This window comes from Epibacterium sp. Ofav1-8, from assembly GCF_022348185.1.
Lineage (GTDB): Bacteria > Pseudomonadota > Alphaproteobacteria > Rhodobacterales > Rhodobacteraceae > Epibacterium.
Genome location: NZ_JAKRFD010000005.1, coordinates 41712 through 64984, shown reverse-complemented (window position 1 = coordinate 64984; position 23273 = coordinate 41712). Strand labels below are relative to the sequence as shown.

General features: G+C 61.0%; 24 protein-coding genes. 9 read left to right on the top strand and 15 right to left on the bottom strand.

Going from position 1 to position 23273, the window contains the following annotated elements; genetic code table 11:
* Positions 1-90: 90 nt before the first annotated feature.
* From dapD to MHM97_RS09465, 3 genes are all read right to left on the bottom strand, one after another.
* Positions 91-918, bottom strand: a complete 828-nt coding sequence (gene dapD, locus MHM97_RS09475) for a 2,3,4,5-tetrahydropyridine-2,6-dicarboxylate N-succinyltransferase (RefSeq protein ID WP_239322122.1) — start codon at positions 916-918, stop codon at positions 91-93.
* A gap of 121 nt (positions 919-1039) precedes the next feature.
* Positions 1040-1639 (bottom strand): GntR family transcriptional regulator, encoded by a 600-nt coding sequence (locus MHM97_RS09470; protein ID WP_239322121.1) that lies wholly within the window; start codon positions 1637-1639, stop codon positions 1040-1042.
* A gap of 48 nt (positions 1640-1687) precedes the next feature.
* Positions 1688-2641: a threonine/serine dehydratase gene (locus MHM97_RS09465; RefSeq protein ID WP_239322120.1), complete on the bottom strand. Its 954-nt coding sequence runs from the start codon at positions 2639-2641 to the stop codon at positions 1688-1690.
* A 210-nt stretch (positions 2642-2851) separates the two neighbouring features.
* On the opposite strand from MHM97_RS09465, the gene MHM97_RS09460 reads away from it, so the two are divergent.
* Positions 2852-3700: a TIGR00730 family Rossman fold protein gene (locus tag MHM97_RS09460; protein ID WP_239322119.1), complete on the top strand. Its 849-nt coding sequence runs from the start codon at positions 2852-2854 to the stop codon at positions 3698-3700.
* Positions 3701-3906: 206 nt separating this feature from the next.
* Here the strand turns inward: MHM97_RS09460 and MHM97_RS09455 are convergent, their stop codons facing one another.
* The 4 genes from MHM97_RS09455 to MHM97_RS09440 form a co-directional block, all read right to left on the bottom strand.
* Positions 3907-4110, bottom strand: a complete 204-nt coding sequence (locus MHM97_RS09455; protein ID WP_239322118.1) for a hypothetical protein — start codon at positions 4108-4110, stop codon at positions 3907-3909.
* 154 nt (positions 4111-4264) lie between these two features.
* On the bottom strand, positions 4265-4420 hold the full coding sequence (locus MHM97_RS09450) for a hypothetical protein (RefSeq protein ID WP_239322117.1): 156 nt from the start codon (positions 4418-4420) through the stop codon (positions 4265-4267).
* 170 nt (positions 4421-4590) lie between these two features.
* Positions 4591-5784, bottom strand: coding sequence for a 23S rRNA (adenine(2503)-C(2))-methyltransferase RlmN (gene rlmN / locus MHM97_RS09445; RefSeq protein WP_239322116.1), 1194 nt, complete (start codon positions 5782-5784; stop codon positions 4591-4593).
* Positions 5785-6006: 222 nt separating this feature from the next.
* The gene (locus MHM97_RS09440) at positions 6007-6540 is read right to left on the bottom strand and encodes an invasion associated locus B family protein (RefSeq protein WP_239322115.1); all 534 of its coding nucleotides are present in this window, start codon (positions 6538-6540) and stop codon (positions 6007-6009) included.
* Positions 6541-6767: 227 nt separating this feature from the next.
* On the opposite strand from MHM97_RS09440, the gene MHM97_RS09435 reads away from it, so the two are divergent.
* Positions 6768-7775: an asparaginase gene (locus MHM97_RS09435; protein ID WP_239322114.1), complete on the top strand. Its 1008-nt coding sequence runs from the start codon at positions 6768-6770 to the stop codon at positions 7773-7775.
* Between the two features lie 18 nt (positions 7776-7793).
* Here the strand turns inward: MHM97_RS09435 and MHM97_RS09430 are convergent, their stop codons facing one another.
* A complete protein-coding gene (locus MHM97_RS09430; RefSeq protein WP_239322113.1) occupies positions 7794-8552 on the bottom strand; it encodes a TSUP family transporter in 759 nt (252 codons plus the stop codon).
* Between the two features lie 4 nt (positions 8553-8556).
* Positions 8557-9432, bottom strand: coding sequence for a phosphoserine phosphatase SerB (serB, locus tag MHM97_RS09425; RefSeq protein WP_239322112.1), 876 nt, complete (start codon positions 9430-9432; stop codon positions 8557-8559).
* A gap of 235 nt (positions 9433-9667) precedes the next feature.
* Here serB and MHM97_RS09420 point away from each other — a divergent pair, with 235 nt between their 5' ends.
* Complete coding sequence (locus MHM97_RS09420) at positions 9668-10813, top strand: phosphoserine transaminase (protein WP_239322111.1); 1146 nt, start codon at positions 9668-9670, stop codon at positions 10811-10813.
* Between the two features lie 93 nt (positions 10814-10906).
* Positions 10907-12502 (top strand): phosphoglycerate dehydrogenase, encoded by a 1596-nt coding sequence (gene serA, locus MHM97_RS09415; RefSeq protein ID WP_239322110.1) that lies wholly within the window; start codon positions 10907-10909, stop codon positions 12500-12502.
* Between the two features lie 67 nt (positions 12503-12569).
* Here serA and MHM97_RS09410 read toward each other — a convergent pair whose 3' ends face one another.
* A complete protein-coding gene (locus tag MHM97_RS09410; protein WP_239322109.1) occupies positions 12570-12938 on the bottom strand; it encodes a hypothetical protein in 369 nt (122 codons plus the stop codon).
* Positions 12939-13079: 141 nt separating this feature from the next.
* On the opposite strand from MHM97_RS09410, the gene MHM97_RS09405 reads away from it, so the two are divergent.
* Positions 13080-13814: a metallophosphoesterase family protein gene (locus MHM97_RS09405; protein ID WP_239322108.1), complete on the top strand. Its 735-nt coding sequence runs from the start codon at positions 13080-13082 to the stop codon at positions 13812-13814.
* A 228-nt stretch (positions 13815-14042) separates the two neighbouring features.
* Here the strand turns inward: MHM97_RS09405 and tdh are convergent, their stop codons facing one another.
* From tdh to MHM97_RS09390, 3 genes are all read right to left on the bottom strand, one after another.
* Complete coding sequence (gene tdh / locus MHM97_RS09400) at positions 14043-15074, bottom strand: L-threonine 3-dehydrogenase (protein WP_239322393.1); 1032 nt, start codon at positions 15072-15074, stop codon at positions 14043-14045.
* Positions 15075-15090: 16 nt separating this feature from the next.
* Positions 15091-16275: a glycine C-acetyltransferase gene (locus tag MHM97_RS09395; RefSeq protein ID WP_239322107.1), complete on the bottom strand. Its 1185-nt coding sequence runs from the start codon at positions 16273-16275 to the stop codon at positions 15091-15093.
* Positions 16276-16439: 164 nt separating this feature from the next.
* Positions 16440-17006, bottom strand: coding sequence for a helix-turn-helix domain-containing protein (locus MHM97_RS09390; RefSeq protein WP_065333564.1), 567 nt, complete (start codon positions 17004-17006; stop codon positions 16440-16442).
* 108 nt (positions 17007-17114) lie between these two features.
* On the opposite strand from MHM97_RS09390, the gene MHM97_RS09385 reads away from it, so the two are divergent.
* Positions 17115-18290 (top strand): acetyl-CoA C-acyltransferase family protein, encoded by a 1176-nt coding sequence (locus tag MHM97_RS09385; protein WP_239322106.1) that lies wholly within the window; start codon positions 17115-17117, stop codon positions 18288-18290.
* A gap of 110 nt (positions 18291-18400) precedes the next feature.
* On the opposite strand, the gene ubiB is transcribed toward MHM97_RS09385, so the two are convergent.
* Both ubiB and ubiE read right to left on the bottom strand, forming a co-directional pair.
* Positions 18401-19927, bottom strand: a complete 1527-nt coding sequence (ubiB, locus tag MHM97_RS09380; protein ID WP_239322105.1) for a 2-polyprenylphenol 6-hydroxylase — start codon at positions 19925-19927, stop codon at positions 18401-18403.
* 3 nt (positions 19928-19930) lie between these two features.
* The gene (gene ubiE / locus MHM97_RS09375) at positions 19931-20683 is read right to left on the bottom strand and encodes a bifunctional demethylmenaquinone methyltransferase/2-methoxy-6-polyprenyl-1,4-benzoquinol methylase UbiE (protein ID WP_239322104.1); all 753 of its coding nucleotides are present in this window, start codon (positions 20681-20683) and stop codon (positions 19931-19933) included.
* Positions 20684-20769: 86 nt separating this feature from the next.
* Between ubiE and mutM the strand changes: the two genes are divergently transcribed.
* The 3 genes from mutM (at position 20770) to rpsT (ending at position 23016) form a co-directional block, all read left to right on the top strand.
* On the top strand, positions 20770-21621 hold the full coding sequence (gene mutM / locus MHM97_RS09370) for a bifunctional DNA-formamidopyrimidine glycosylase/DNA-(apurinic or apyrimidinic site) lyase (protein WP_239322103.1): 852 nt from the start codon (positions 20770-20772) through the stop codon (positions 21619-21621).
* 66 nt (positions 21622-21687) lie between these two features.
* Complete coding sequence (locus MHM97_RS09365; RefSeq protein WP_239322102.1) at positions 21688-22464, top strand: enoyl-CoA hydratase; 777 nt, start codon at positions 21688-21690, stop codon at positions 22462-22464.
* Positions 22465-22752: 288 nt separating this feature from the next.
* Complete coding sequence (gene rpsT, locus MHM97_RS09360; RefSeq protein ID WP_239322101.1) at positions 22753-23016, top strand: 30S ribosomal protein S20; 264 nt, start codon at positions 22753-22755, stop codon at positions 23014-23016.
* The last annotated feature ends 257 nt before the right edge of the window (positions 23017-23273 follow it).

Sequence of the window (23273 nt, the reverse complement as noted above, 5' to 3'; positions counted from 1 at the left end):
CACAAACGCGATTCGTTTGGTAATAAAAAACCAGACAGCCGGCGCTGCCTGGTTTCAATTTTCGGTGTGTTTTGCGCAGATGCCTGAGGGTCAGTCGCGCAGCAGCTCGTTGATCCCGGTTTTGGAGCGGGTCTTTTCGTCCACGCGTTTCACGATCACCGCACAATAGAGGTTGATGCCGTTCTTCGAGGGCATGGAGCCTGCCACGACGACCGAGTAGGGCGGCACTTCGCCATACATCACTTCGCCGGTTTCACGGTCGACGATCTTGGTCGACTGGCCGATGAAGACCCCCATGCCGAGCACGGACCCTTCGCGCACGATCACGCCTTCGACCACTTCGGAGCGCGCGCCGATAAAGCAGTTGTCCTCGATGATGGTCGGGCCCGCCTGCATCGGTTCCAGCACGCCGCCGATGCCAACACCACCGGAGAGATGCACGCCTTTGCCGATCTGCGCGCAGGAGCCGACAGTGGCCCATGTGTCCACCATGGTGCCTTCGTCGACATAAGCGCCGAGGTTCACGAAAGACGGCATCAGCACCACGCCGGGGGCGATATAGGCGGATTTGCGGACGACGCAGTTCGGCACCGCGCGGAAGCCTGCGGATTGCCAGTCAGACGCCTCCCAGCCCTTGAACTTGCTGTCGACCTTGTCCCACCAGCCGGAGCCCTGCGGGCCGCCGGATTGCTCTTCCATGTCCTTCAGGCGAAAGCCCAGCAGCACGGCCTTTTTGGCCCACTGGTTCACGTGCCAGTCGCCGCTGTCCTGCTTTTCCGCCACGCGCAGTTTGCCGCTGTCGAGGGCGGCGAGCGTCGCCTCGATGGCGTCGCGGGTTTCGCCTGTCGTGGCGGGGGTGATGGTATCGCGGGCCTCCCAGGCGGCCTCGATTGCGGTTTCCAGCTGCGCGTTGGACATATGTTCCGGCTCCGGGTTTTGGTTGGATGTTCTGTTGGATTCGGGCGCTTATAGCCGCAAAACCCACCTGCGTCATGCCCTGAACGCGCCTCTAGGTGTGGGCGGAGCGACGCCTGCCGGGTTAGCTGACCCGGCGCAGGTGGCGCCGCAAGAGATCGCAGGCCTGCGCCAGATCCTGCTCCTGCACAGCTGTCATGAGTGCGGCGTGATCGCCATCCGGGCGCGGGGCCCACCGTGTCCGCCAATTGGCGAACATGTGGCGGGCGGCGGTGATGTGCAGATCCTCGATCGAGGCCAGCAGGCGCGGCATCGCGCAGGGCGCCAGCAACGCAAGGTGAAAGCGCCGATTGCAGCGGTCCCAAGTCACCATGTCAGTGGCCGCATCGCAGTCCCGGCGGGCTGCTTCGGCGGTGGAGACGCTCTCGGCATCGTGCCGGGGCATCGCGTGGGTCAGCGCCAGCACTTCCAACGCCACCCGCATCTCGATCACCTCGCGGATCTCGGTGGGTTCCAACGCGGTGACGCGCATCCCCTTGTGTGGGATGGATTTCGCCAAGCCTTTTGCTTCGAGCCGCAAAAACGCCTCGCGCACGGGAACATGGCTGACCTCGTAATCCCGCGCGATATGGTCCTGCCGCAGTTTTTCGCCCGCGGGCAGGTCGCCGGTGACGATCCGCTCCATCAGCGCGCGAAAGATCTTGTCGACTGCGGTTTCACTCATGCCCGTTCGATAGGGGGCCGCGCGCCGCGCCGCAAGGTTTTCTGATGATCAGGTGAAGGAGACATCAAGCTGTGTGGCGGGATCGCTCAGGGGCTCGGGGTCGATATTGCCACCGCACAGCAGGACAGCAACCTTTTCGCCACGGGCGGGCAGATAAGCGCCGCACATCAGGGCCGCGAGCGCGGTCGCGCCTGCCGGTTCCACCAGAAGTCGATGATCGCGCCAGAGGGCATGTTGCGCGGCCTCGATCGCGGCATCGGGGACGATGACGCTGGGCGTGCGAGCGTTCTGGGCGAGGTCGAAACAGATGTCCCCGATACGCCGCGCGCCAAGCGCATTGGCGGCGATACCGCTGACCTCGACATTGGTGGGGGTGCCCGCTGTGAGCGCCGTCTTCAGGGCGCAGGAGGTTGCGGGTTCTACGGCCACCACCTTGCGGTTGCCCTGGAACCAGCCCAATGCGCCGCTGATCAGGCCACCGCCCCCCACTGCGATCAGAACAGTGTCAGCTTCGAGCCCCTGCTCGTCCCATTCTGCAAACAGCGTTCCCTGACCCGCGACCGTTGCCGGGGCGTCATAGGCGTGGATCTGCATGGCTCCGGTCTGCAGCTCCCAATCCTGGGCGGCTTCCAGCGCATTGGCATAGGCTCCCGGGACAATCTCCAAATCTGCACCGGTAGAGCGGATCAGGTCGATCTTGGTCTGCCCGGCAATCTCGGGCACGTAGATCTTGGCAGTGTGACCAAGAGCGCGCGCGGCAAAAGCGACCGCCGCACCATGGTTGCCGCCGGAGGCCGCGACCAGACCGGCTTCCGGTACCGGTTCCGACAGCAGCGTGTTGAAAGCGCCGCGTGCCTTGAAACTGCCGGCGTGTTGCAGATGTTCGAGTTTCAATTCCACCGGGAAGGCAAGGCCGAAGCTCTGGACCGAGACAGTCGGCGTTTTCACCACATGCGCGGCAATCCTGTTGCGCGCGCCGGAAATCAGGGGTGTCCAGTCCATCGTCATACCTCGCCTCAGTGTATTTGCGCCGAACCCTAGGCACGAACCTTTAATTTCGCAACCAGATGCGCAGAGGGGATGGTCGCTTCGTCGCTGGGGGCGTTTTGTCGGGATCATCTGGATTGGCGCGATCACGGCGCTGGTTTGAGTGTTGCTTCCGGGCTATGAGGGGGTCTGACCTTTTTGACCCCAAGACAGGCAAGATTTGATATGAGTGACGACCGCCACAGCCGTTTCCCGGATGCCCGCGCCGACCGCAGCCGTGCGGAACATGTGCCAGTGACACCGCAAACCCAGTCACCGGTCTATCAGCTTGCCTTTGCCGACGAGGGGTTCCTGTGCCGCGAGGAATTGCGCCCGGTGCGCTTGCAGCTGGAACTGTTGAAGCCGCAGTTGATGCTGGATGAGAAAGGCGTTGAAAGCACCGTGGTGATGTTTGGCGGGGCCCGTATCCCGGCGCCGCGTGACAAGGACAAGGCGCGCACCCAAACACTTGCCGACCTGAGCCATTTCTACGACGAAGCCCGCAGCTTCGCGCAGAAGATGACGGAAAAGTCAAAGGCGACCGGCGGGCGCCGTCATGTGGTGGCAACAGGGGGCGGCCCCGGTGTGATGGAGGCTGGCAACCGCGGCGCCGTCGATGCGGGGGGCGAGTCGATCGGCCTCAACATCGTGTTGCCGCATGAGCAGGCGCCAAATGAATACGTGACGCCGGAGCTGTGTTTCAACTTCCACTATTTTGCGATCCGCAAGATGCATTTCCTGATGCGGGCAGAGGCGATCTGCGTCTTTCCCGGCGGGTTTGGCACGCTTGATGAGCTGTTCGAAGCGCTGACACTGATCCAGACCGGACGTATGGAGCCGGTGCCCTTCCTGCTGTTTGGCCGCAGCTTCTGGGAAAAGATCATCAACTGGGAGGCGCTTGCCGACGCTGGTACCATTTCAGAACAGGATCTCGACCTGTTCAAATTCGTCGAAAGCGCAGATGAAGCGATCGCGGTGATCGACGCCTGGAACCCGGTACCGGCCCGGCAGAACCTTCCCGGTCGGGAGCGCTGACGACTTCGCTCCGACCGTCCGATGGAAGCGTCAGCGCCTGCGGTGAACGGCCGCGCGCCGGGCCCAACGGGCCCGGCGCGCGGGTCCGCCCGTAAGGGCGGAAGCTTATGGTCAAATGGGGGTGTCCCTTTTGGGTGGGGTGGGAACGTTTGTGGGAACGTCGGGAGTCGATCAGACCATAAGTCTATGGGGGCATGGCTGCGCGATCAGCTCATGTCAGCAGGCAGCACACCAAGGGCCTCGCCGCGCGGCAGACGCGTCAGCACCTGCATCCCGTCTTCGTCGCGGATGGCATACCCGTAGCCGCGCAGGCGAAACTGCCATTCACGCGGGCTCAAGGCCTTGCGCCGCTCCTCTCGCACCAGCGAGAGAATGCCGTCGTCCATTGTTGCGGTCTGCTGTCCAATCATCTGTCTGCCCCTTGCTCTGCTTGCCGTGCGGAGTTGATGTCCGCGCACTGTTTCTGATTCAGAGATTGTCGGCGGCAAATGGCGCAATTTTTGCTAAAATTGGGAAATAATAAGGCGCGCCCTGATGGGCGCGCCGTTGCAGCGGGGCGAATGATCAGTCGGCCAGGGTCAGGATGTCCGTCGCGATCTCGACAAGGCGCTCCGGGCTCAGGTCCGGCACGGTGGCGTTGCGCATCGGGGCGTCGGACACGGCGGTCGCTGCTATGCCAGTGCCGAGGGCAACGGCAGGAAGTGAGGTCAGAGGCTTCATGCGGGCGCTCTTGTGATCTGAGGCAAGGTCGCCTGTTTGCGATAGCAGCCGCGCCTGCGCCCACCTGTTCAGGACCGATCAATCATGTCGTTCTTTAACAGGATCGGGGTTTGTGGACAGAAATATCCAGTGCCGTGACCACAGCAACATCAAAGAAGGCTGCAGGCCAATCAGCCTTTGGCGACACCTGCCTCGGCCTCGATCTGCTTGCGGCTCTTGCGGGCGCGCTCGGTTGCGGATTTGAGCTGTCCGCAGGCGGCCATGATGTCATCGCCACGGGTTTTGCGAATCGGCGACGCGTAGCCCGCCTGATAGATGATGTTCGCAAAGGCCCGGATACGGTTGTTCGAGGACCGCTTGTAAGGCGCGCCGGGCCACTCGTTAAAGGGAATGAGGTTGATCTTGGCCGGAATATTGTAGCGCTTGATATGGTCCAGCAGCCGATGCGCATCCTCATCGGAATCGTTCACCCCATCCAGCATCACATACTCAAAGGTGATCCGCTCGGAATTCGAGACCTTGGGATAATCCGATAGCGCCTGCAACAGCTCGTCAATGTTCCAACGCCGGTTGATCGGCACCAGCACATCACGCACCTCGTTGGTGGTGGCGTGGAAGGAAATCGCCAGCAGGCAGCCGATCTCCTCGGCGGTGCGCGCGATTTCGGGCACCACCCCGGAGGTCGATAGCGTGATGCGGCGACGCGAGAGCGAAATCCCTTCGGGGTCCATCGCGATCTTCATTGCGTCGCGCACGTTTTCAAAGTTGTAGAGCGGCTCGCCCATGCCCATCAGAACAATGTTGGACAGAAGGCGCGTCTCGTCCTTTGGCGCGCCGGGTGTCGGCCATTCCTCGAGGTCGTCGCGGGCCATCATCACCTGACCGATGATTTCGGCAGGCGTCAGGTTGCGCACCAGTTTCTGTGTGCCCGTGTGACAGAAGGAACAGGTCAGCGTGCAACCAACCTGCGAGGAGATGCACAAAGTGCCGCGATCATCCTCGGGGATATAGACCACCTCGACCTCGTGGCCGCCGTCGATCCGCACCAGATACTTGCGGGTGCCATCAGTGGAGACCTGCTTCGACACCACCTCTGGAATGCGGATATCGAACTTTTCCTCAAGCTGGGCGCGATAGGCCTTGGCGAGATTGGTCATCTCCGCAAAGTCGCGCACGCCCCACTGGTAGATCCATTGCCAGATCTGCCCGACACGCATCTTGGCCTGCTTTTCGGTTGTGCCGTTCTCGATCAGGACCGCACGCATCTGGTCGCGGGTCAGACCGACAAGGTTGATCTTGCCGCCTTCCGGCTCCTTGCGGGGCAGGGTCAGAACATCTTGGGTGATCGGCGCTGAGGCTGTCATGAGACGGGTCTCGCTGGCTTGTGTCAAAACGGGGCTGGATGCGGCTCTATATAGGAGATTGGGCCCAGATCAAAAGGATTCTCGCTCAACCCCGCTATGCGTTGGCCGCGCGCCGCCCCAATGGTCTAACCGAAAACGCCTCCGAGTGCGAGCTGTGCGCCACAAAAGCAAACGGCGAAGCTCGTGCTTCGCCGCCACATTCTTGCAGGATGCCCGGGTCTGTCAGCCGGCGCAGCGTTTTTCCGCGTCTTCGATCGCGGCTGTGAAGCCAAGCAGCGAAAACGTGTCCTTGGTTTGGGTCCCGCGCGAGGAGCGGGCTGTAAGCGTCGCGTCCGTACCACGTTTCATTGCGGTGATGATTTTGGCATCATCGGTTGGCGTTGCGGGCCATGCCCATTCGCCTTCTGTGAACAGTTCGAATTCGGAATCACCAATCTGCATGTTCACCGTGGAGCCCGGTGCAAACGGGTAACCGCCGGTGAATGTGACCTGTCCCTTGTTCTCGCTGTCGGGGCGATAGAACACGAACAGCCGGATTTCACTCCGGCGGACGGCTACAACACGGCCATCACGGGTGTTCACCGTCTCTTTGGGCGCCGAAACGCCAATACACTCTCGCGGAGAGGTTTCCTCGAATACGCTCCAATCCACATGAGCGCCCACGCGATTTTCCGTCGTTTCCTGCTGCGCGGCTGCAGCGGTGGCCATGCCAGCCACCAAGAGCGCGCTTGCCAAGCGACCGAATTTCAATGCCATGCGTCCCGCCTCCAAGACTGTCTTTTTCATTAATGTCCCCGGGCGCCCGCGATGTTTGCCACACCGTCTTAGCCCATGCCTCATGATCCTTGACACAAGCATATTAGCGGAACAAGGGCCATGCGCAAATGCCGGGTTTGGCGGGATTCTGCCGTCTTTTCCTTGAAAACCCGGGGATTTGATTGTCAGCTAGCGTCGAATACACACCAAAGCAAAGAGCCCGCGCCATGACCCGTCCGAATGCACCCGCTCCGTTCACCGAAATCTGGCGGGGCACGCTGCTCGAGAGCCAGCACTTCGGTCATGCCGTGATTTGCAATGGCAAGGGCGAGGTGGTGCGTGCCTGGGGTGATCCGGAGCAGGCGATCTATCCGCGCAGTTCCTGCAAGATGGTGCAGGCGCTGCCCCTTCTGACCTCGGGCGCGGCGGCGCGCTACGGGCTGACATCGCAACAGTTGGCGCTGGCCTGTGCTTCACACAACGGCGCCCGTATTCATGTCGACCGGGTGACCACCTGGCTCGAACAGCTCCAGCTGAGCGAGCGGGATTTACGTTGCGGCGCACAGATGCCACGCGACAAGGAGGTGATGCATGGGCTCATCAAACAGGATGACAGCCCCTGCCAGATCCACAACAATTGCTCGGGCAAACACGCGGGCTTCCTGACGCTCTCGCAGCATCTGGGGGCGGGGGCTGAATATGTGGAGATCGACCATCCGGTTCAGCAGGCCTGTCAGGAGGCCTTCGAGGAAGCCACCGGGGAAACCAGCCCCACCTACGGCATCGACGGCTGTTCCGCCCCGAATTTCGCCTGCACCATCACGGGACTTGCACGGGCCATGGGCTGGTTTGCTTCGGCACACACCCGCGACGGGCGCGCTGATGATGCGGCGGTACAGTTGCGCGAAGCCATGGCACTGCATCCGGAGCTGGTGGCTGGCGAAGGTCGCGCCTGCACGGCCTTGATGCGGGATATGGGGGGCAAGGTCGCTGTCAAAACCGGGGCGGAGGGTGTATTTGTCGCCATCCTCCCCGAGCAAGAGCTGGGGGTCGCGCTGAAGGTCGTGGATGGCACCACGCGCGCGGCGGAGAACGCCATCACCACCTTGCTTGTCAGCCTTGGCGCGCTTGATCGCAACAGCCCCTCGGCCAAGGCCTATATGACGGCGCCAATTACCAATTGGAAAGGCATCCACTGTGGCGACATGCGCCCCGCCGCTGGCCTGCAGTTCTAACTGCCCAGGCTGAGCAGGTTACAGAAGATCCCAGATCAGTTTCAGGGCAAGGGTGACGGTCGTCAGAACCAACAGCGGCTTGATCACCTTTGCGCCCTGTTTTTGGGCCAGCCCCGCACCAACCCGCGCGCCTGCGATCTGGGCGATCCCCATTGCAATGCCGGTGAACCACCACGGTGTTGCCACAACCGCAAAAGCCGCCAGCGCGCCCGCGTTTGATGCGAAGTTTAGCAGCTTTGTGTGGGCGGTCGCCTTGAGCACCCCGTAGCCAGCGAGACCCACAAACGCCAGCATATAGAAACTGCCCGCACCGGGACCGAGTAAACCGTCATACGCTGCACAGAGCGGCACCATGGTGGCCGCAAACACCGCAGGCGACAGACGGCGTGCGCGGTCCACATCGTTCAGGCCTTTCTTGGTTGCAAAAAACACTGCGATCCCGATCAATAGAACGGGCAAGGCATAGCGGATCAGATCGACCGGCAGCACCGACACCAAAAGCGCCCCGCCGATGGAGGCGAAAAACGCGATCACCGCGGGTTTCCATTGTGTCCGAAGGTCCACATGGCCGCCGCGGGCATAGGTGATCGCCGCCGTGGCCGCACCAAACAGCCCCTGGATCTTGTTGGTCGCAAGCGCCGTGACCGGGTTGGCGCCTGCAATGAGCAGGACGGGCACTGTGATGAGCCCGCCGCCACCGGCGACCGCGTCAATAAAACCAGCGGCAAAGCCCGCTGCCATCAACAGCAGCAGCACCTCGAAGGTGACTTCGAACATTCAATTATCCTTTGAAATCGTCCCGGCTGTAGCCCTGCACATACAAAAGAGCCGTCAGATCGCCGTGATTGATGCGGATGTTGCACTCTGCCGCGACCGAGGGTTTGGCGTGGAGCGCCACGCCAGCCCCCGCACGGGTCAACATGCCAAGATCATTGGCCCCATCACCGACCGCAATCACGTCTGCCTCGGAAATACCGAGGCGTGTCGTGATTTGTTCGAGCGCTTCGACCTTGGCTTCGCGGCCAAGGATTGGGTGGCCCACCTCGCCCGTCAGCGTGCCCTCTGCGACGATCAGAGTATTGGCGCGGTTTTCGTCAAACCCCAGTTCTGCTGCGACACGCGCGGTAAAGGCGGTAAATCCACCAGAGACCAGCGCCGCATAAGCGCCATTGGCCTTCATCGTTGCCAAGAGTGCGCGGCCCCCCGGCATAAAGGTGATGCGGTTGTCCAGAACCTCAGTGATCACAGATTCGGAAAGGCCCTTGAGCAATCCCACACGTTCGGTCAGCGCGCCCTCGAAATCCAATTCGCCGTTCATGGCGCGGGCGGTGATGTCTTTGACGCGCGCGCCAACACCGGCTTCATCCGCCAGCTCGTCGATGCATTCCTGCTGGATCATGGTTGAATCCATATCCGCCAGCAGCATCTTCTTGTGCCGTCCCTCAGTGGGTTGCAGCACCAGGTCGACGCTCATGCCTTGCAGATCGTTCCAGACCTCCCACTGATTGTCGGGAAGCGCTTCCAGAGTGAACTCCGCCGCAATGCCGGGGTTCAGCCAATGGGCCTCACCACCGCCCCAAGCGTTCCTCAGCGACTCGACCAATGAAGGCTCCAGCGTCGGATTGGCAGGGTTCACGAGCAGGGTGGCGACATACATGGGTGTTCTCCGTTCAGGGCGGGTTGTCTTCTCTTAACGAGGGCTTACCCGTGGCACCAGCCCGGAGAGGCATGGCCTCCGAAGTTTCCGATTGGCGTCATTCGGGGTCGCAAAAATTTTCCAAAGCGGCGCAAACGGTCGATTTTCCCAGTTGCGCGGAATCGCACCCCCGCATATCGCTGTCGGTGGGACACCCCTCCCCAACGAGGGGCGCTTATCTGGAAGGGTAGCATTGATGGCTATTGCACAACCGGCATCGCGGCCGGCCAATCCGCGTTTTTCTTCTGGCCCCTGCGCCAAACCCCCCACCTATGATCTGTCCAAACTCGCTGGCGCGCCTCTGGGTCGCAGCCACCGCGCTGCCGTCGGCAAGGAGAAGCTTCTCGCCGCCATCGAAGGCACCCGCGAGGTTCTGGGCATCCCTGCAGACTACAAGATCGGCATCGTGCCCGCGTCCGACACTGGCGCGGTCGAGATGGCGATGTGGAACCTGCTGGGTGAACGCAAGGTCGAGATGCTCGCCTGGGAAAGCTTTGGCGCGGGCTGGGTCACCGACGTGGTGAAGCAGCTGAAAATCGACGCCGAGGTCAAGACCGCCGACTATGGCGACATCGTCGATCTGGCGACGGTGGACACCGATAATGACGTGGTGTTCACATGGAACGGCACCACCTCCGGCGTGCGGGTTCCCAATGGCGACTGGATCAAAGACGACCGCGAAGGTCTGACAATATGTGACGCGACCTCTGCCGCCTTTGCGCAGGAACTGCCGTGGCAGAAGTTGGATGTGACGACCTTCTCCTGGCAAAAAGTGCTGGGCGGTGAGGCCGCGCATGGCGTCATCGTCCTCAGCCCCCGCGCGGTCGAGCGCCTGGAAAGCTACACGCCCGCATGGCCGCTGCCGAAAATTTTCCGCCTGACCAAGGGCGGCAAGCTGATCGACGGGATCTTCACCGGTGCAACCATCAATACGCCGTCGATGCTGGCGGTTGAGGACTATCTGTTCGCGCTCGATTGGGCGCGGTCTGTTGGTGGTCTGGAGGGGCTGATTGGCCGCGCCAATGCCAATGCGGATGCGATCCACGCTTTTGCCTATGCCAACGACTGGATCGACAACCTCGCCAATGATCCGGCGACGCGTTCCAACACCTCCGTGTGTCTGAAGTTCACCGACAAGCGGATCAAGGATGGCGCCAGCTTTGCCAAGGCTGTGGCCAAGCGGCTGGAGGCCGAGGGCATCGCCTATGATATCGGTGCTTACCGTGACGCGCCTGCCGGTCTGCGGATCTGGTGTGGCGGCACGGTCGAAACGGCCGATATCGAGGCCATGCTGCCGTGGCTTGCATGGGCCTTCGAGGCCGAGATCGCCGCGCAAGGCTAAAGGATAGCGTCTGGGCGTCAGCCCAGGCTGCGCCAAACCACTCCCGCTATTTCAGGCCGCACCCCGGCCCCCGCAGACAAAGGACCAACGCAAATGGCCCCCAAAGTACTTATCTCCGACAAACTCTCGGACGCCGCCGTTCAGATCTTCCGTGACCGCGGTATCGACGTGGATTTCCTGCCCGACGTGGGCAAGGACAAGGAAAAACTGGCTGAAATCATCGGCCAATATGATGGCCTCGCGATCCGCTCCGCCACCAAGGTGACACCGACCATTCTGGAACAGGCCACCAACCTCAAGGTGATTGGCCGCGCCGGGATCGGCACCGACAATATCGACAAGGACGCCGCGTCGAAAAAGGGTGTGATCGTCATGAACACCCCCTTCGGCAACATGATCACCACTGCCGAACATGCCATCGCGATGATGTTCGCCGTGGCGCGTCAGATCCCGGAGGCCTCCGCCTCCACCCATGCCGGGAAATGGGAAAAGTCCAAATTCATGGGCGTTGAGCTGACCGGCAAGACCCTCGGCGTGATTGGCGCTGGCAACATTGGTGGCATCGTCTGCGACCGCGCCCGGGGCCTGAAGATGAAGGTTGTGGCCTATGATCCCTTCCTCTCTGAGGAAAAGGCCAAGAAGATGCAGGTCGAAAAGGTCGAGCTGGACGAGCTGCTGGCCCGCGCCGATTTCATCACCCTGCATGTGCCGCTGACCGATCAGACCAAGAACATCCTGAGCCGTGAAAACCTCGCCAAGACCAAGAAGGGCGTGCGCATCATCAACTGTGCCCGTGGTGGCCTGGTCGACGAGGCGGCACTGGCAGAGGCCCTGACGTCGGGCCACGTTGCGGGCGCGGCCTTTGATGTGTTCTCGGTGGAGCCGGCCAAGGAAAACCCGCTTTTCGATCTGCCGAATGTGGTCTGCACGCCGCACCTCGGCGCCGCAACGAGCGAAGCCCAGGAAAACGTGGCGCTACAGGTTGCGGACCAGATGGCCAACTATCTGCTGACCGGGGCAGTTGAAAACGCGCTCAACATGCCGTCGGTCACGGCCGAAGAAGCCAAGGTCATGGGGCCGTGGATCAAGCTTGCCGATCACCTCGGTGCCTTTGCCGGCCAGATGACGGATGAGCCCATCAAGGCGATCAATATTCTCTATGATGGTGTCGCGGCGGAGATGAATCTCGAAGCGCTCAACTGCTCTGTCGTGGCCGGCATCATGAAGAAGGTGAACCCGGACGTGAACATGGTGTCCGCGCCGGTGGTGGCCAAGGAACGTGGCATCCAGATTTCCACCACCAATCAGGACAAATCCGGGGCCTTTGACGGCTACGTCAAGGTGACCGTCGTGACCGCGAAACGGGAACGGTCCGTCGCAGGGACAGTGTTTTCCGACGGCAAGCCCCGGTTCATCCAGATCAAGGGGATCAATATCGACGCCGAGGTGGGGCAGCACATGCTCTATACCACCAACAACGACGTACCGGGCATCATCGGCGCATTGGGGCGCACCATGGGCGACATGGATGTGAATATCGCCAACTTCACCCTTGGTCGTTCGACCGTGGGCGGTGAAGCAATCGCATTGCTCTATGTGGATGCGCCTGTCCCCGCGGATGCACGCGCAAAGCTGGCGGAAACCGGGCTGTTCACCCAGATCAAGCCGCTGGAATTCGACGTCGCCTGAGCTGCGCTTGTGCAGGCAGACCTATGAAAGGAACGGGTTCGCCAGGGATGGCGGACCCGAACCTGCGTCACGCGGCACGGCTGCGGATCACCGTGAGCAGGAAGATCAGGGCGCTGGCAAGCGTGAGAAAACTGCCCAGAATCGCCAGCGCATCACCGCCGCCGCTTTGGGCGATGGCGATCCCCGGCGCGATGGTGCCCACCGCCAGCACCGAAATCGCCAGGTGCAGGCGCGGCAACCGACCCTGTGCGGCAGCGGGTACCACGTGGTAATAAAGCCCATAGAGCGCAAAACCGACCCAACCGATCAGGTTCAGATGCGCATGTGCATTTGCCAAAGTGTGATCCTGCGAGGCCGCCATCTGGATGCCCCAGATCATTCCGAGTATGCCCAAACAAACAGCCAGAACCATGAATCCGAATGCAATTCCCTTCATTCCGCGTTCCTTCCCTGGGTGACGGGTTTTCACCTTGCCCTCGGTGTCCCGTTTGCCTTTGTTACCGGTCGAGATGTTATCTCTCCGTGATCTTACCCGGATAAGACCGGGGCTTGCAGAAAAACTGAAAGAAGAACCACTATGACCAGACCCATCTATGCCATTGGCGATATTCACGGACAGACCGCGCAACTGAACCGCGCGCTGGAATTGGTCGCGATGGATGGCGGCGTGGACGCGGAGGTGGTCTTTGTCGGCGACTACGTTGATCGGGGCCCGGACAGCCGGGGCGTGATTGACCAGCTGATGGAAGGTCAGGCGGCGGGGCGCAACTGGACGTGCCTCAAGGGCAATCACGACCGGATGTTTTCATGGTTTCTCGAAGAGTTTCCGCGTGAAGACCCGCATCTGCCGGTAGAGCTCTATTATCTGCAGGAACGCATCGGCGGCGCGGCGACGCTGGCCTCCTATGGGGTGAGCTGTCAGCCGCGGGACCGGACGTCGCTGGTGCATGAAAAGGCGCGTGCTGCGGTGCCAAGCACCCATCTGGAGTGGCTGGATCAGTTGCCCCTGTGCCACCAGACCGAGGAGCTGTTTTTTGTCCATGCGGGCATTCGCCCGGGCGTTTCACTCTCGCAGCAGGTCGAACAGGACATGCTCTGGATCAGGCAGGGGTTCCTCGAACATGCTGCTGCGCACCCGCGATTGATCGTGCATGGTCACACCGCCGAAGAACGCCCGGTCCACTATGGCAACCGGATCGATATCGACTGCGGCGCGGGCTACGGTCGGACATTGGTGCCGGTGGTGTTCGAAGGGCGAGAGGCCTGGTGCTTGACAGAAGAAGGGCGACAGCCCCTGCGTCCTGCCGCATAGACACATCCATATTCCGGGCCGAATGTTATCTCTGCACCCCTTGCAGAAGAGTGTTGTTGATATTGCTCGCGCAATAGGTGTAGCAAGAGGGGCATGACTGACGTCGCGACCTGTTTGCATTCCCCTGCACGGCAGCTCCCTGTCGCCGGTGGCGTCGCGTTATGCTTCACGTTGTCCTGACTGTGGCAGGCTCTCCGAACGGGGTAGCCTGCCACTTTTTTGCAAGGGTCAATGCCCGGTCCAGTCCAGCACAACCTTGCCACTCTGCCCTGACTTCATGGCGGCGAAGCCCTGGGCAAACTCATCGACCTTAAAGCGGTGGGTGATGACCCGGCTGACATCCAGGCCGTTTTGCAGCATGGCGATCATCTTGTACCAGGTTTCAAACATTTCACGGCCATAGACACCCTTGAGCGTGATCGCCTTAAAGACGATGCGTGACCAATCGACCGGGGATTTGCCCGGTGGAATCCCAAGAAGCGCGATCTTGCCACCCATCACCAGGGCCTCAACCATTTGGTCCAGCGCCTGCTGGTTGCCAGACATCTCAAGCCCGACGTCAAAGCCTTCTTTCAGACCCAGCTCGTGCTTTACGTCATTCAGGTCTTCCTTGGCCACGTTGACGGTACGCACCCGTGCGACCTGTTCCGCCAACGTCAGACGGTCAGCGTTCACATCCGTGATGACCACATGTCGCGCCCCGGCGTGGCGGGCGACGGCTGCTGCCATGATGCCGATTGGGCCAGCGCCGGTGATCAGCACGTCTTCCCCCAGCAGATCAAAGCTCAGCGCGGTGTGCACGGCATTGCCCAGCGGGTCGAGGATCGCGCCGATCTCGTCCGGAATGTCGTCGGGCAGGGGCACCACATTAAACGCGGGAAGGCGCAGATACTGCGCAAATGCGCCTTGCTCGTTGACCCCGATCCCGCGCGTGCCGGGATCCAGGTGAAACTTGCCGGAACGTGACTGACGGCTCTCGGTGCCGATCAGATGCCCTTCGCCCGAGCAACGCTGCCCGACCGAGAGCCCGGTCACGTTGCGCCCCAGCTCCACGATCTCGCCTGCAAATTCATGGCCGGTAATCATCGGCACGGGCACGGTATGTGCGGCCCAATCGTCCCAGTTCCAGATGTGAATGTCGGTGCCGCAAATGCCGGTTTTGTTGACCTTGATCAGCACATCATCCGGCCCGATGTCCGGTACCGGCGCCTGCACCATCCAGAGACCCTCTTCGGGTTTGGATTTTTCAAGGGCTTTCATCGTGTTGGGCAGCATGTCAGATCACTCCACAGGCTTTGCCCGCACGCTCAAACGCGCCGAGGGCTCGGGTCAATTCCTCACGGGTCAGGGCGGCATTCATCTGGGTGCGGATGCGGGCCTGGCCCTTGGGCACGACGGGAAAGAAGAAGCCGGAGACATAGACACCTTCGTCAAAGAGTTTGGCCGCCATGGCTTGTGCAAGCTTGGCATCTCCCAGCATCACCGGGATGATCGGGTGTTCGCCGGGCAGCAGGTCGAACCCCAGTTCCGTCAGGCCCTCACGCCAGAATTTGGCGTTCTCGAACAGCTGCTTGCGGAGATCCTCGCCCTCTTCAACCAGACGAATTGCTTCCAGTCCCGCCGCCACGACTGCAGGCGGCAACGAGTTTGAAAACAGATAGGGCCTTGCGCGCTGACGCAGCAGGTCAATCACCGGCTGCGGTCCGGCGATATAGCCGCCGATCGCACCGCCCAGCGCCTTGCCCAGTGTCCCGGTCAGGATATCGACGTCGACACCAAAATGATCCGGCGTGCCGGCCCCATGCGGCCCCATGAACCCCGTCGCATGACAGTCATCGACCATAACCACCGCATCATAACGGTCGGCAATCTCGCGGATTGCAGGCAGGTTAGCCAGATAGCCATCCATGGAGAACACGCCATCGGTGGCCACCATGATGTGGCGTGCGCCGGCTGCACGGGCGTCTTTCAGCTTGGCCTCCAGATCCGCCATGTCGTTGTTGGCATAGCGGTAGCGCTGCGCCTTGCAGAGGCGGATGCCGTCGATGATGGAAGCGTGGTTCAGACTGTCGGAGACAATCGCATCCTCCGGCCCAAGCAAGGGTTCGAACAGCCCGCCATTGGCGTCAAAACAGGCGGCAAACAGGATCGAGTCGTCCTTGCCAAGGAATTTTGCAATGCGCTGCTCCAGCTCGCGGTGCAGATCTTGCGTGCCGCAGATGAAACGGACCGAGGCCATACCATAGCCCTTGTCGTCCATCACAGTCTTTGCAGCGGCAATCAGATCTGGATGATCAGCGAGGCCAAGATAGTTGTTGGCACAGAGGTTGATGACCGCGCGGTCGCCCACGTGGATCTCGCCCGCCTGGGGCGAGGTGATCATTCGTTCGCGCTTGTAAAGACCGTCCGCTTCGATCTGCGTCAGGGTTTCGCTGATGTGGCTGAGAAAAGCATTGGACATGAGCACGACTCCGGTTGTTTTCCGAAGTCTGTCATAGTGGACGTGCATCCGTAAAGGTGGAATTGCATCTTTACGGAAAAAAATCCGCAATCACGGAATTTCCATCTTCTCACCGAAAATATCCCAGGGTGAATTGGCCGAGAGGCCAAGAGGGGCCGCGCCCCTCAACTGTTCTTCACAATCAGGAACACCCGCGCAGCCCCGTCTGGGGCGGCAATCGCGTGCGAAACATCGGCCGCATAGCGGGCTGTATCTCCTGGCGAGAGGCGATCCTCAGCCGTACCGGAGGTCAAGACAACCGTTCCTTCGAGCACCGTCAGTTGTTCCCGCGTGCCGGGCGTGTGTGGTTGGCTGATCAAGGCCCCTCCGGCAGCAAAGCTGATGTCATAGACCTCATGCCCGCCGACATCTTCGGGCGGAGACAGGATGGCGATGGTGCATTGCGCGGCCTTGCTGTCGATCACGGGCACATCCCGCGCGCGCAGAACATCGATGCGGTCTACCGTCTCGCTGGCCTCCAGCAGGCCGGCGAAATCCACCTGAAGCGCGCGGGTGAGGTTCCAAAGTGTTGCAATCGTGGGAGAGCTTTCCCCCCGTTCGATCTGGCTCACCATTGAGCGGCTGACCCCGGAAAGGTTCGCCACCGCTTCCAGGCTCAACCCTTGCGCCCGGCGTGCCTCTTTCAGGCGGGCGGGCAAAAGGGTCAGGATATCGTCTGTTGTGTCCGTCATGACGGAAGTAGTGGCGCGCGCCGCAGTGGCTGTCAATGACGGGACGTCCTGCGGGACAGGTTTATGCTGCGGGTGCATACTGGCGCAAATGGACATGAGGAGTGAGACATGACGGATATCGTGATTCTGGACGGCGCACGCACGGCGATCGGCACCTTTGGCGGTGCGTTGGCGCAAACAGCGCCGATCGATCTGGGCGCGACGGTGGCCAAGGCAGCAATGGAGCGGTCCGGTATCGAGCCTGCGCAAATCGGCACCGTGGTCTACGGCCATGTCATCAACACCGAGCCGCGTGACATGTATTTGTCGCGAGTGGCCGCGATGCAGGCAGGTATTCCCGAAACCACACCGGCGATGAATGTGAACCGGCTGTGTGGATCGGGCGCGCAAGCGATTGTTTCGGGCATTCAGGCCTTGATGCTGGGCGACGCGGAGTTTGCGCTTACGGGTGGTTCCGAGAACATGTCGCGCAGTCCTTTCATCACGCCTTCGACCCGCTGGGGGCAAAAAATGGGCGATGTGAAATCGCTCGACATGATGCTGGGCGCGCTCAATTGCCCCTTTGGGACTGGCCATATGGGGGTGACGGCAGAGAATGTCGCGGACGAGCATGAGATCACCCGTGAACAGATGGACGAATTTGCCATGTCCAGCCAGACCCGCGCGGCAGCGGCGATAGAGGCAGGCTATTTCCAAAGCCAGATCGTACCGGTCGAGGTGAAGGTCAAACGCGATATGGTGCCGTTTGAAGTGGATGAGCATCCCAAAGCCACCTCGCTGGAAGCGCTCGCAGGCCTGCGCCCGGTGTTTCAGAAGGAGGGCCGTGTCACGGCGGGCAATGCGTCGGGGATCAACGATGGCGCAGCGGCACTGGTGTTGGCCACCGGCGAGGCGGCGGAGAAGGCCGGTCTGAAACCCAAGGCACGCGTCCTGGGATATGCCCATGCGGGTGTGCGGCCAGAGGTCATGGGCGTTGGTCCGATTCCTGCGGTGGAGCAGCTGCTGAAGCGCATCGATATGACCGTCGGGGATTTCGACCTGATCGAGTCGAACGAGGCCTTTGCAGCGCAGGCGCTGGCGGTGAACAAGGCACTCGGGCTGGACGCCGCCAAGGTGAACCCCAATGGCGGTGCGATCGCATTGGGGCATCCGGTGGGGGCAACCGGAGCCATCATCACCGTCAAGGCACTGTATGAGCTGGAACGCACGGGCGGTCGCCGGGCGATCATCACCATGTGTATCGGTGGTGGTCAGGGGATTGCACTGGCAATCGAGCGTCTTTGACCTGATCGGGCGGAGGGGCGTTGCCCCTCTGCTCTGGTGCGCATTCACCCCAGGATATTTAGGTTGGAAGAGGGGGCTGAGATCGTCGGCCCCCTTTTTGTTACGCCTTGTTACGCCAGATGCGTGAAGATGAGAGTGGCGAGGACACCAACGATCGCGCCTGCGCCTGCGGCACGTTTCCATGGGCGACGGGCTGATGTATCTTCAGGTTCCTGCGCCTGGGCGATCAGGGCACGTTCCACCAACGTCGGCAGACGCGGGCCAAAGCGGGCCAAGACCAGCGCAGTCTTGCCCAGATCAGACGCGATAGCGCGAGGGCCGATCGAGGATTTGATGTAGTCCTCCACCACCGGTTTTGCGACGTCCCATATGTTGATGCGCGGATCAAGCGAGCGGGCGACGCCTTCGACCACCACCATGGTGCGCTGCAACAGGATCAACTCGGTACGGGTTTCCATGCCAAAACGCTCTGTCACCTCAAAGAGGTAATTCAAGAGCCGCCCCATGGAGATATGCGTGGCGTCCATGCCAAAGATCGGCTCTCCAACGGCCCGCAATGCGCGGGCGAACTCGTCGACATCCTGCGTGGCGGGCACATAGCCTGCCTCGAAATGGACTTCGGCCACGCGTTTATAGTCGCGTTTGATGAACCCATAGAGGATCTCGGCATAGACCCGGCGGGTATAAAGATCGATATGGCCCATGATGCCAAAGTCATAGGCAATGATGTCGCCATTGGCGGCGACCTTCATATTGCCCTGGTGCATGTCAGCATGGAAATACCCATCGCGCAGCGCATGGTTCAGGAACAGCGACAAGACCCGTTGACCCAGCGCGTGCCGGTCGTGGCCAGCGGCATCCAGCGCGTCATTGTCGCCGATCGGCAACCCGTCGGCCCAGCCCAGCGTCATCACCCGACGGGCCGAGTAATTCCACAGCACTGGCGGAAGTTGGAAACCCGCGTCATTGGAGGTGTTGTCCGCGAACTCTGAGGCGGCCGCACTTTCAAGGCGCAGGTCCAATTCGCCACGGACAACGCCATCGAAGTGTGTGATGACATCCATGGGGCGCAGGCGTTTGGCGCCTGGTGCGAAGAGTTCCGCGATGCGGGCGGCGAAATAGAAGGCGTCCACGTCCTTGCGAAAGGCGCGCTCGACGCCCGGGCGGAGTACCTTGACGGCGACGTCCTGACCGGTTTCAGCCAGCTTGGCATGATGGACCTGCGCAATGGAGGCAGCGGCGATCGGCTCGGAAAACTCCGAGAAAATCTCGTCCACGGATTGGCCAAGTTCCTTGGCAACCTCATCCATGGCGACTTCGCGGGGGAACGGAGGCAGCTTGTCCTGCAAGACGCGCAACTGCCGCGCCATATCCTCGCCCACCACGTCGGGGCGGGTTGAGAGCACCTGACCGAATTTAATGTAGGCAGGCCCCAATGCGGTGATTGCGCGGGTTGCCGGCGGCATGGATGGGTCGCCCTTGTAGCCAAGCCACTGGAACGGCCAGCCAAGGGTATAGGCCACCATGCGCAAAGGAGCCGGCGCGTCAAAGGCATCAAGCACCACATTCATGGCTCCGGTCCGCACGAAGGTGGCGCCTGTTCGGATCAGGCGAATGATGTTGTGAGGTCCGCGCATCGATCAGATCTTCCAGCCCGAATGCAGAGCGGCAATGCCCATCGACAGGTTTCGGTATTTGGCGTTTTCAAATCCAGCCTGTTTCACCATCCCGAGGAACGTGTCCTGGTCCGGGAAGTTGCGGATCGATTCCACCAGATACTGATAGCTGTCGTAATCGCCGGCGATCACCTGACCCATACGGGGAATGACGTTGAAACTATAAAGATCATAGAGCTTTTGCATCCCGTCGTTCGGCAGTTGGCTGAACTCCAGCACCATCAGGCGGCCACCGGGTTTCAGCACGCGGAAGGCTTCGTTCAGGGCCTCTTGCGGGCGGGTCACATTCCGGATGCCGAAAGAAATGGTGTAGACGTCGAATGTGTTGTCCTTGAACGGCAGCGCCATGGCGTCGCCTGTGACCCAATCCAGACTGTCGGCCATCTGCGCGGCCTCGGCCCGCTTGCGTCCCTCTTCCAGCATCGGCCGGGTGAGGTCGAGCACGGTGGAGTGTCCGTAGCCCGCGCGTTTCAGAAAGCGAAACGAAATATCGCCGGTCCCACCCGCCACATCCAGCAGGCGTTGACCGGGGCGCGGGGCCAGCCAGTCCATCATCGCATCCTTCCAGATCCGGTGGATGCCGACGCTCATCACATCGTTCATGATGTCGTATTTCGAGGCGACGGAGTTGAAGACCCCCTGCACCCGGCCTGCCTTTTCGTGCTCCGGCACGGATTGAAAGCCGAAATGGGTGGTGCTGTCAGATTTCTCGGTCATGGGCCTTGTCGTCCTCGCAGTTTCGCCCTTGTTATAGAGCGCTCACGGGGCGGCACAATGCGCCCTTCTGTCAGGGGAGTCCTCTAATGCCTGAATTGCCCGAGGTCGAGACGGTGATGCGCGGCCTGCGCCCTTCGATGGAAGGCGCCGTTATCGCGCGCGCGGATGTGAACCGCCCCGATCTGCGCTGGCCTTTCCCGGACCGGATGGCGGAGCGTCTGTCGGGGCGGCGTGTTATGTCGATGCGGCGACGGTCAAAGTACATCCTTGCGGATCTCGATAGCGGCGAGACCCTTCTGATCCATCTCGGCATGTCCGGGCGGATGACCGTTTCAGGCGATCCCCTGGGGCAATTCGTGCACGACCACCCGGCGCAGGAGAAACACGACCATGTGGTGTTCCACATGGACAACGGCGCCCGCGTCACCTTCAACGATCCGCGCCGCTTCGGCGCGATGAACCTGCTGGAGACCGCAACGGCAGAGACGCACAAGCTGCTTGCGGTGCTGGGGCCGGAACCACTGGGCAACGATTTTCACGAGCAGCACCTGATTGCTGCGTTCAAAGGGCGCAGGACGCCGGTGAAATCAGCGCTGCTCGATCAGGGAATCATCGCAGGTCTCGGGAATATATACGTCTGCGAAGCCTTGTTCCGTGCCGGAATTTCGCCACGTCGCGAAACGGGCCGGATCAGCGCCGCGCGCGTCGCAACCCTGGTCCCGATCATCCGCGAGGTCTTGCAGGATGCCATCGCGGCGGGGGGATCCTCGCTGAAGGATTTTCGCCAAGCTAATGGAGAGCTTGGATATTTTCAGCATACCTTTGATGTTTACGGGCGCGAGGGCCACCCCTGTCGCCGTGCCGAGTGTGGCGGTATCGTAAGCAGAATCACCCAGTCGGGGCGGTCGTCCTTCTACTGTGGCAAGTGCCAAAGATAGCTTGAAAGAGCGAACCGCCGTGATAAGGACTGATGGTTCAGGAGCAACAACCGAAAGCGAATTGCCATGGCCTATGAGACGATCAACGTCGATACTCAGGACCACGTCTGCCTCATCAAGATGAACCGGCCTGAAGCGTTGAACGCGCTCAATTCTGTCCTTCTGGGCGAGTTGTGTGCCGCTTTGGAAGAAGCGGACGCCAGCGACAAGGTGCGCTGTATCGTGCTGACCGGCTCGGAAAAGGCGTTTGCTGCCGGCGCCGACATCAAGGAGATGTCGGAGATGAGCTTTGTGGACGTCTTCACCACCAACCTCTTTGCCGATGCAAATGACCGGATCTCGGCGGTGCGCAAACCGATTATTGCGGCGGTCTCTGGCTATGCGCTTGGCGGCGGGTGCGAAGTGGCAATGATGTGCGACTTCATCATCGCGGCCGACACCGCCAAGTTCGGTCAGCCGGAAATCAACCTTGGTGTTGTGGCCGGCATGGGCGGCACCCAGCGTCTGACGCGGTTTGTCGGAAAGTCCAAGTCCATGGACATGAACCTGACGGGTCGTTTCATGACTGCCGAAGAGGCAGAGCGCGCCGGCCTGGTCTCGCGCGTGGTGCCAGCGAAAAAGCTGATGGACGAGGCGATGGGCGCGGCCCAGAAGATCGCGGAGAAATCGGTTCTGACGTCGATGGGGGTCAAGGAGTCGGTCAATCGCGCCTATGAGCTGCCCTTGAGCGAGGGCATGCTGTTTGAACGCCGGGTCTTTCATTCCATGTTTGCAACGGAAGATCAGAAAGAAGGCATGTCGGCGTTCCTTGAAAAGCGCGAAGCGCAATTCCGCGACAAGTAACACGCGACCAGCTGCGCATCGCTGCGTTTGCTGTGACCACATCAATTCGCGTCACGTCTGGCGCATCGGGAAAGCGGGCTTTGGGCCCGCTTTTTTGTTGATGGGTGGCGGTTGTCGGGTCCTGGGGCAATGGTGGCTTGCGCTTTGTGCGCGAATCCAGTATCGACCGCCGTCATACATGCGCGTGCAGCCCGCTCAGGCTAGAATCACGACCGGTGATCCGATCCGGGTTCGGCTGGCATTCGCCATACTTGAATACAACGAACCCGAACATAAGGTCACCATATCATGGCAAATACTCCTCAGGCCAAGAAGCGCGCACGTCAGAACGAAAAGCGCTTTGCCATCAACAAAGCTCGTCGTTCGCGCATCCGCACCTACCTGCGTAAAGTCGAAGAAGCCATCGCCTCCGGCGACAAGGAAGCCGCAACCGCAGCCCTGCGCGCGGCGCAGCCCGAGCTGATGCGCGGTGTCACCAAAGGGGTGTACCACAAGAACACGGCGTCCCGTAAAATCTCCCGTCTGTCGGCGCGTGTGAAGGCGCTGGCATAAGCCACAGCAGGCTTTGTGACAGGCGATTCCGGGGGCACAGCGCTAGCGAGCTCTATCCGGATTTCAACATAAAAAAGCACCGCCAGAGGCGGTGCTTTTTTGTTTGAAGGATTTCGGTCACTTCCGTCGAGTCGCAGAGATTCTTTGCCGGGGAAGCCCGAGTCAACATCATAGTTTCGTTGCCGCTCCACGCCGGAAATTGCTACCACTGTTCCAGCGATTCATTCGCTGGGGGGACAGGCTGCTCGCAACAATCC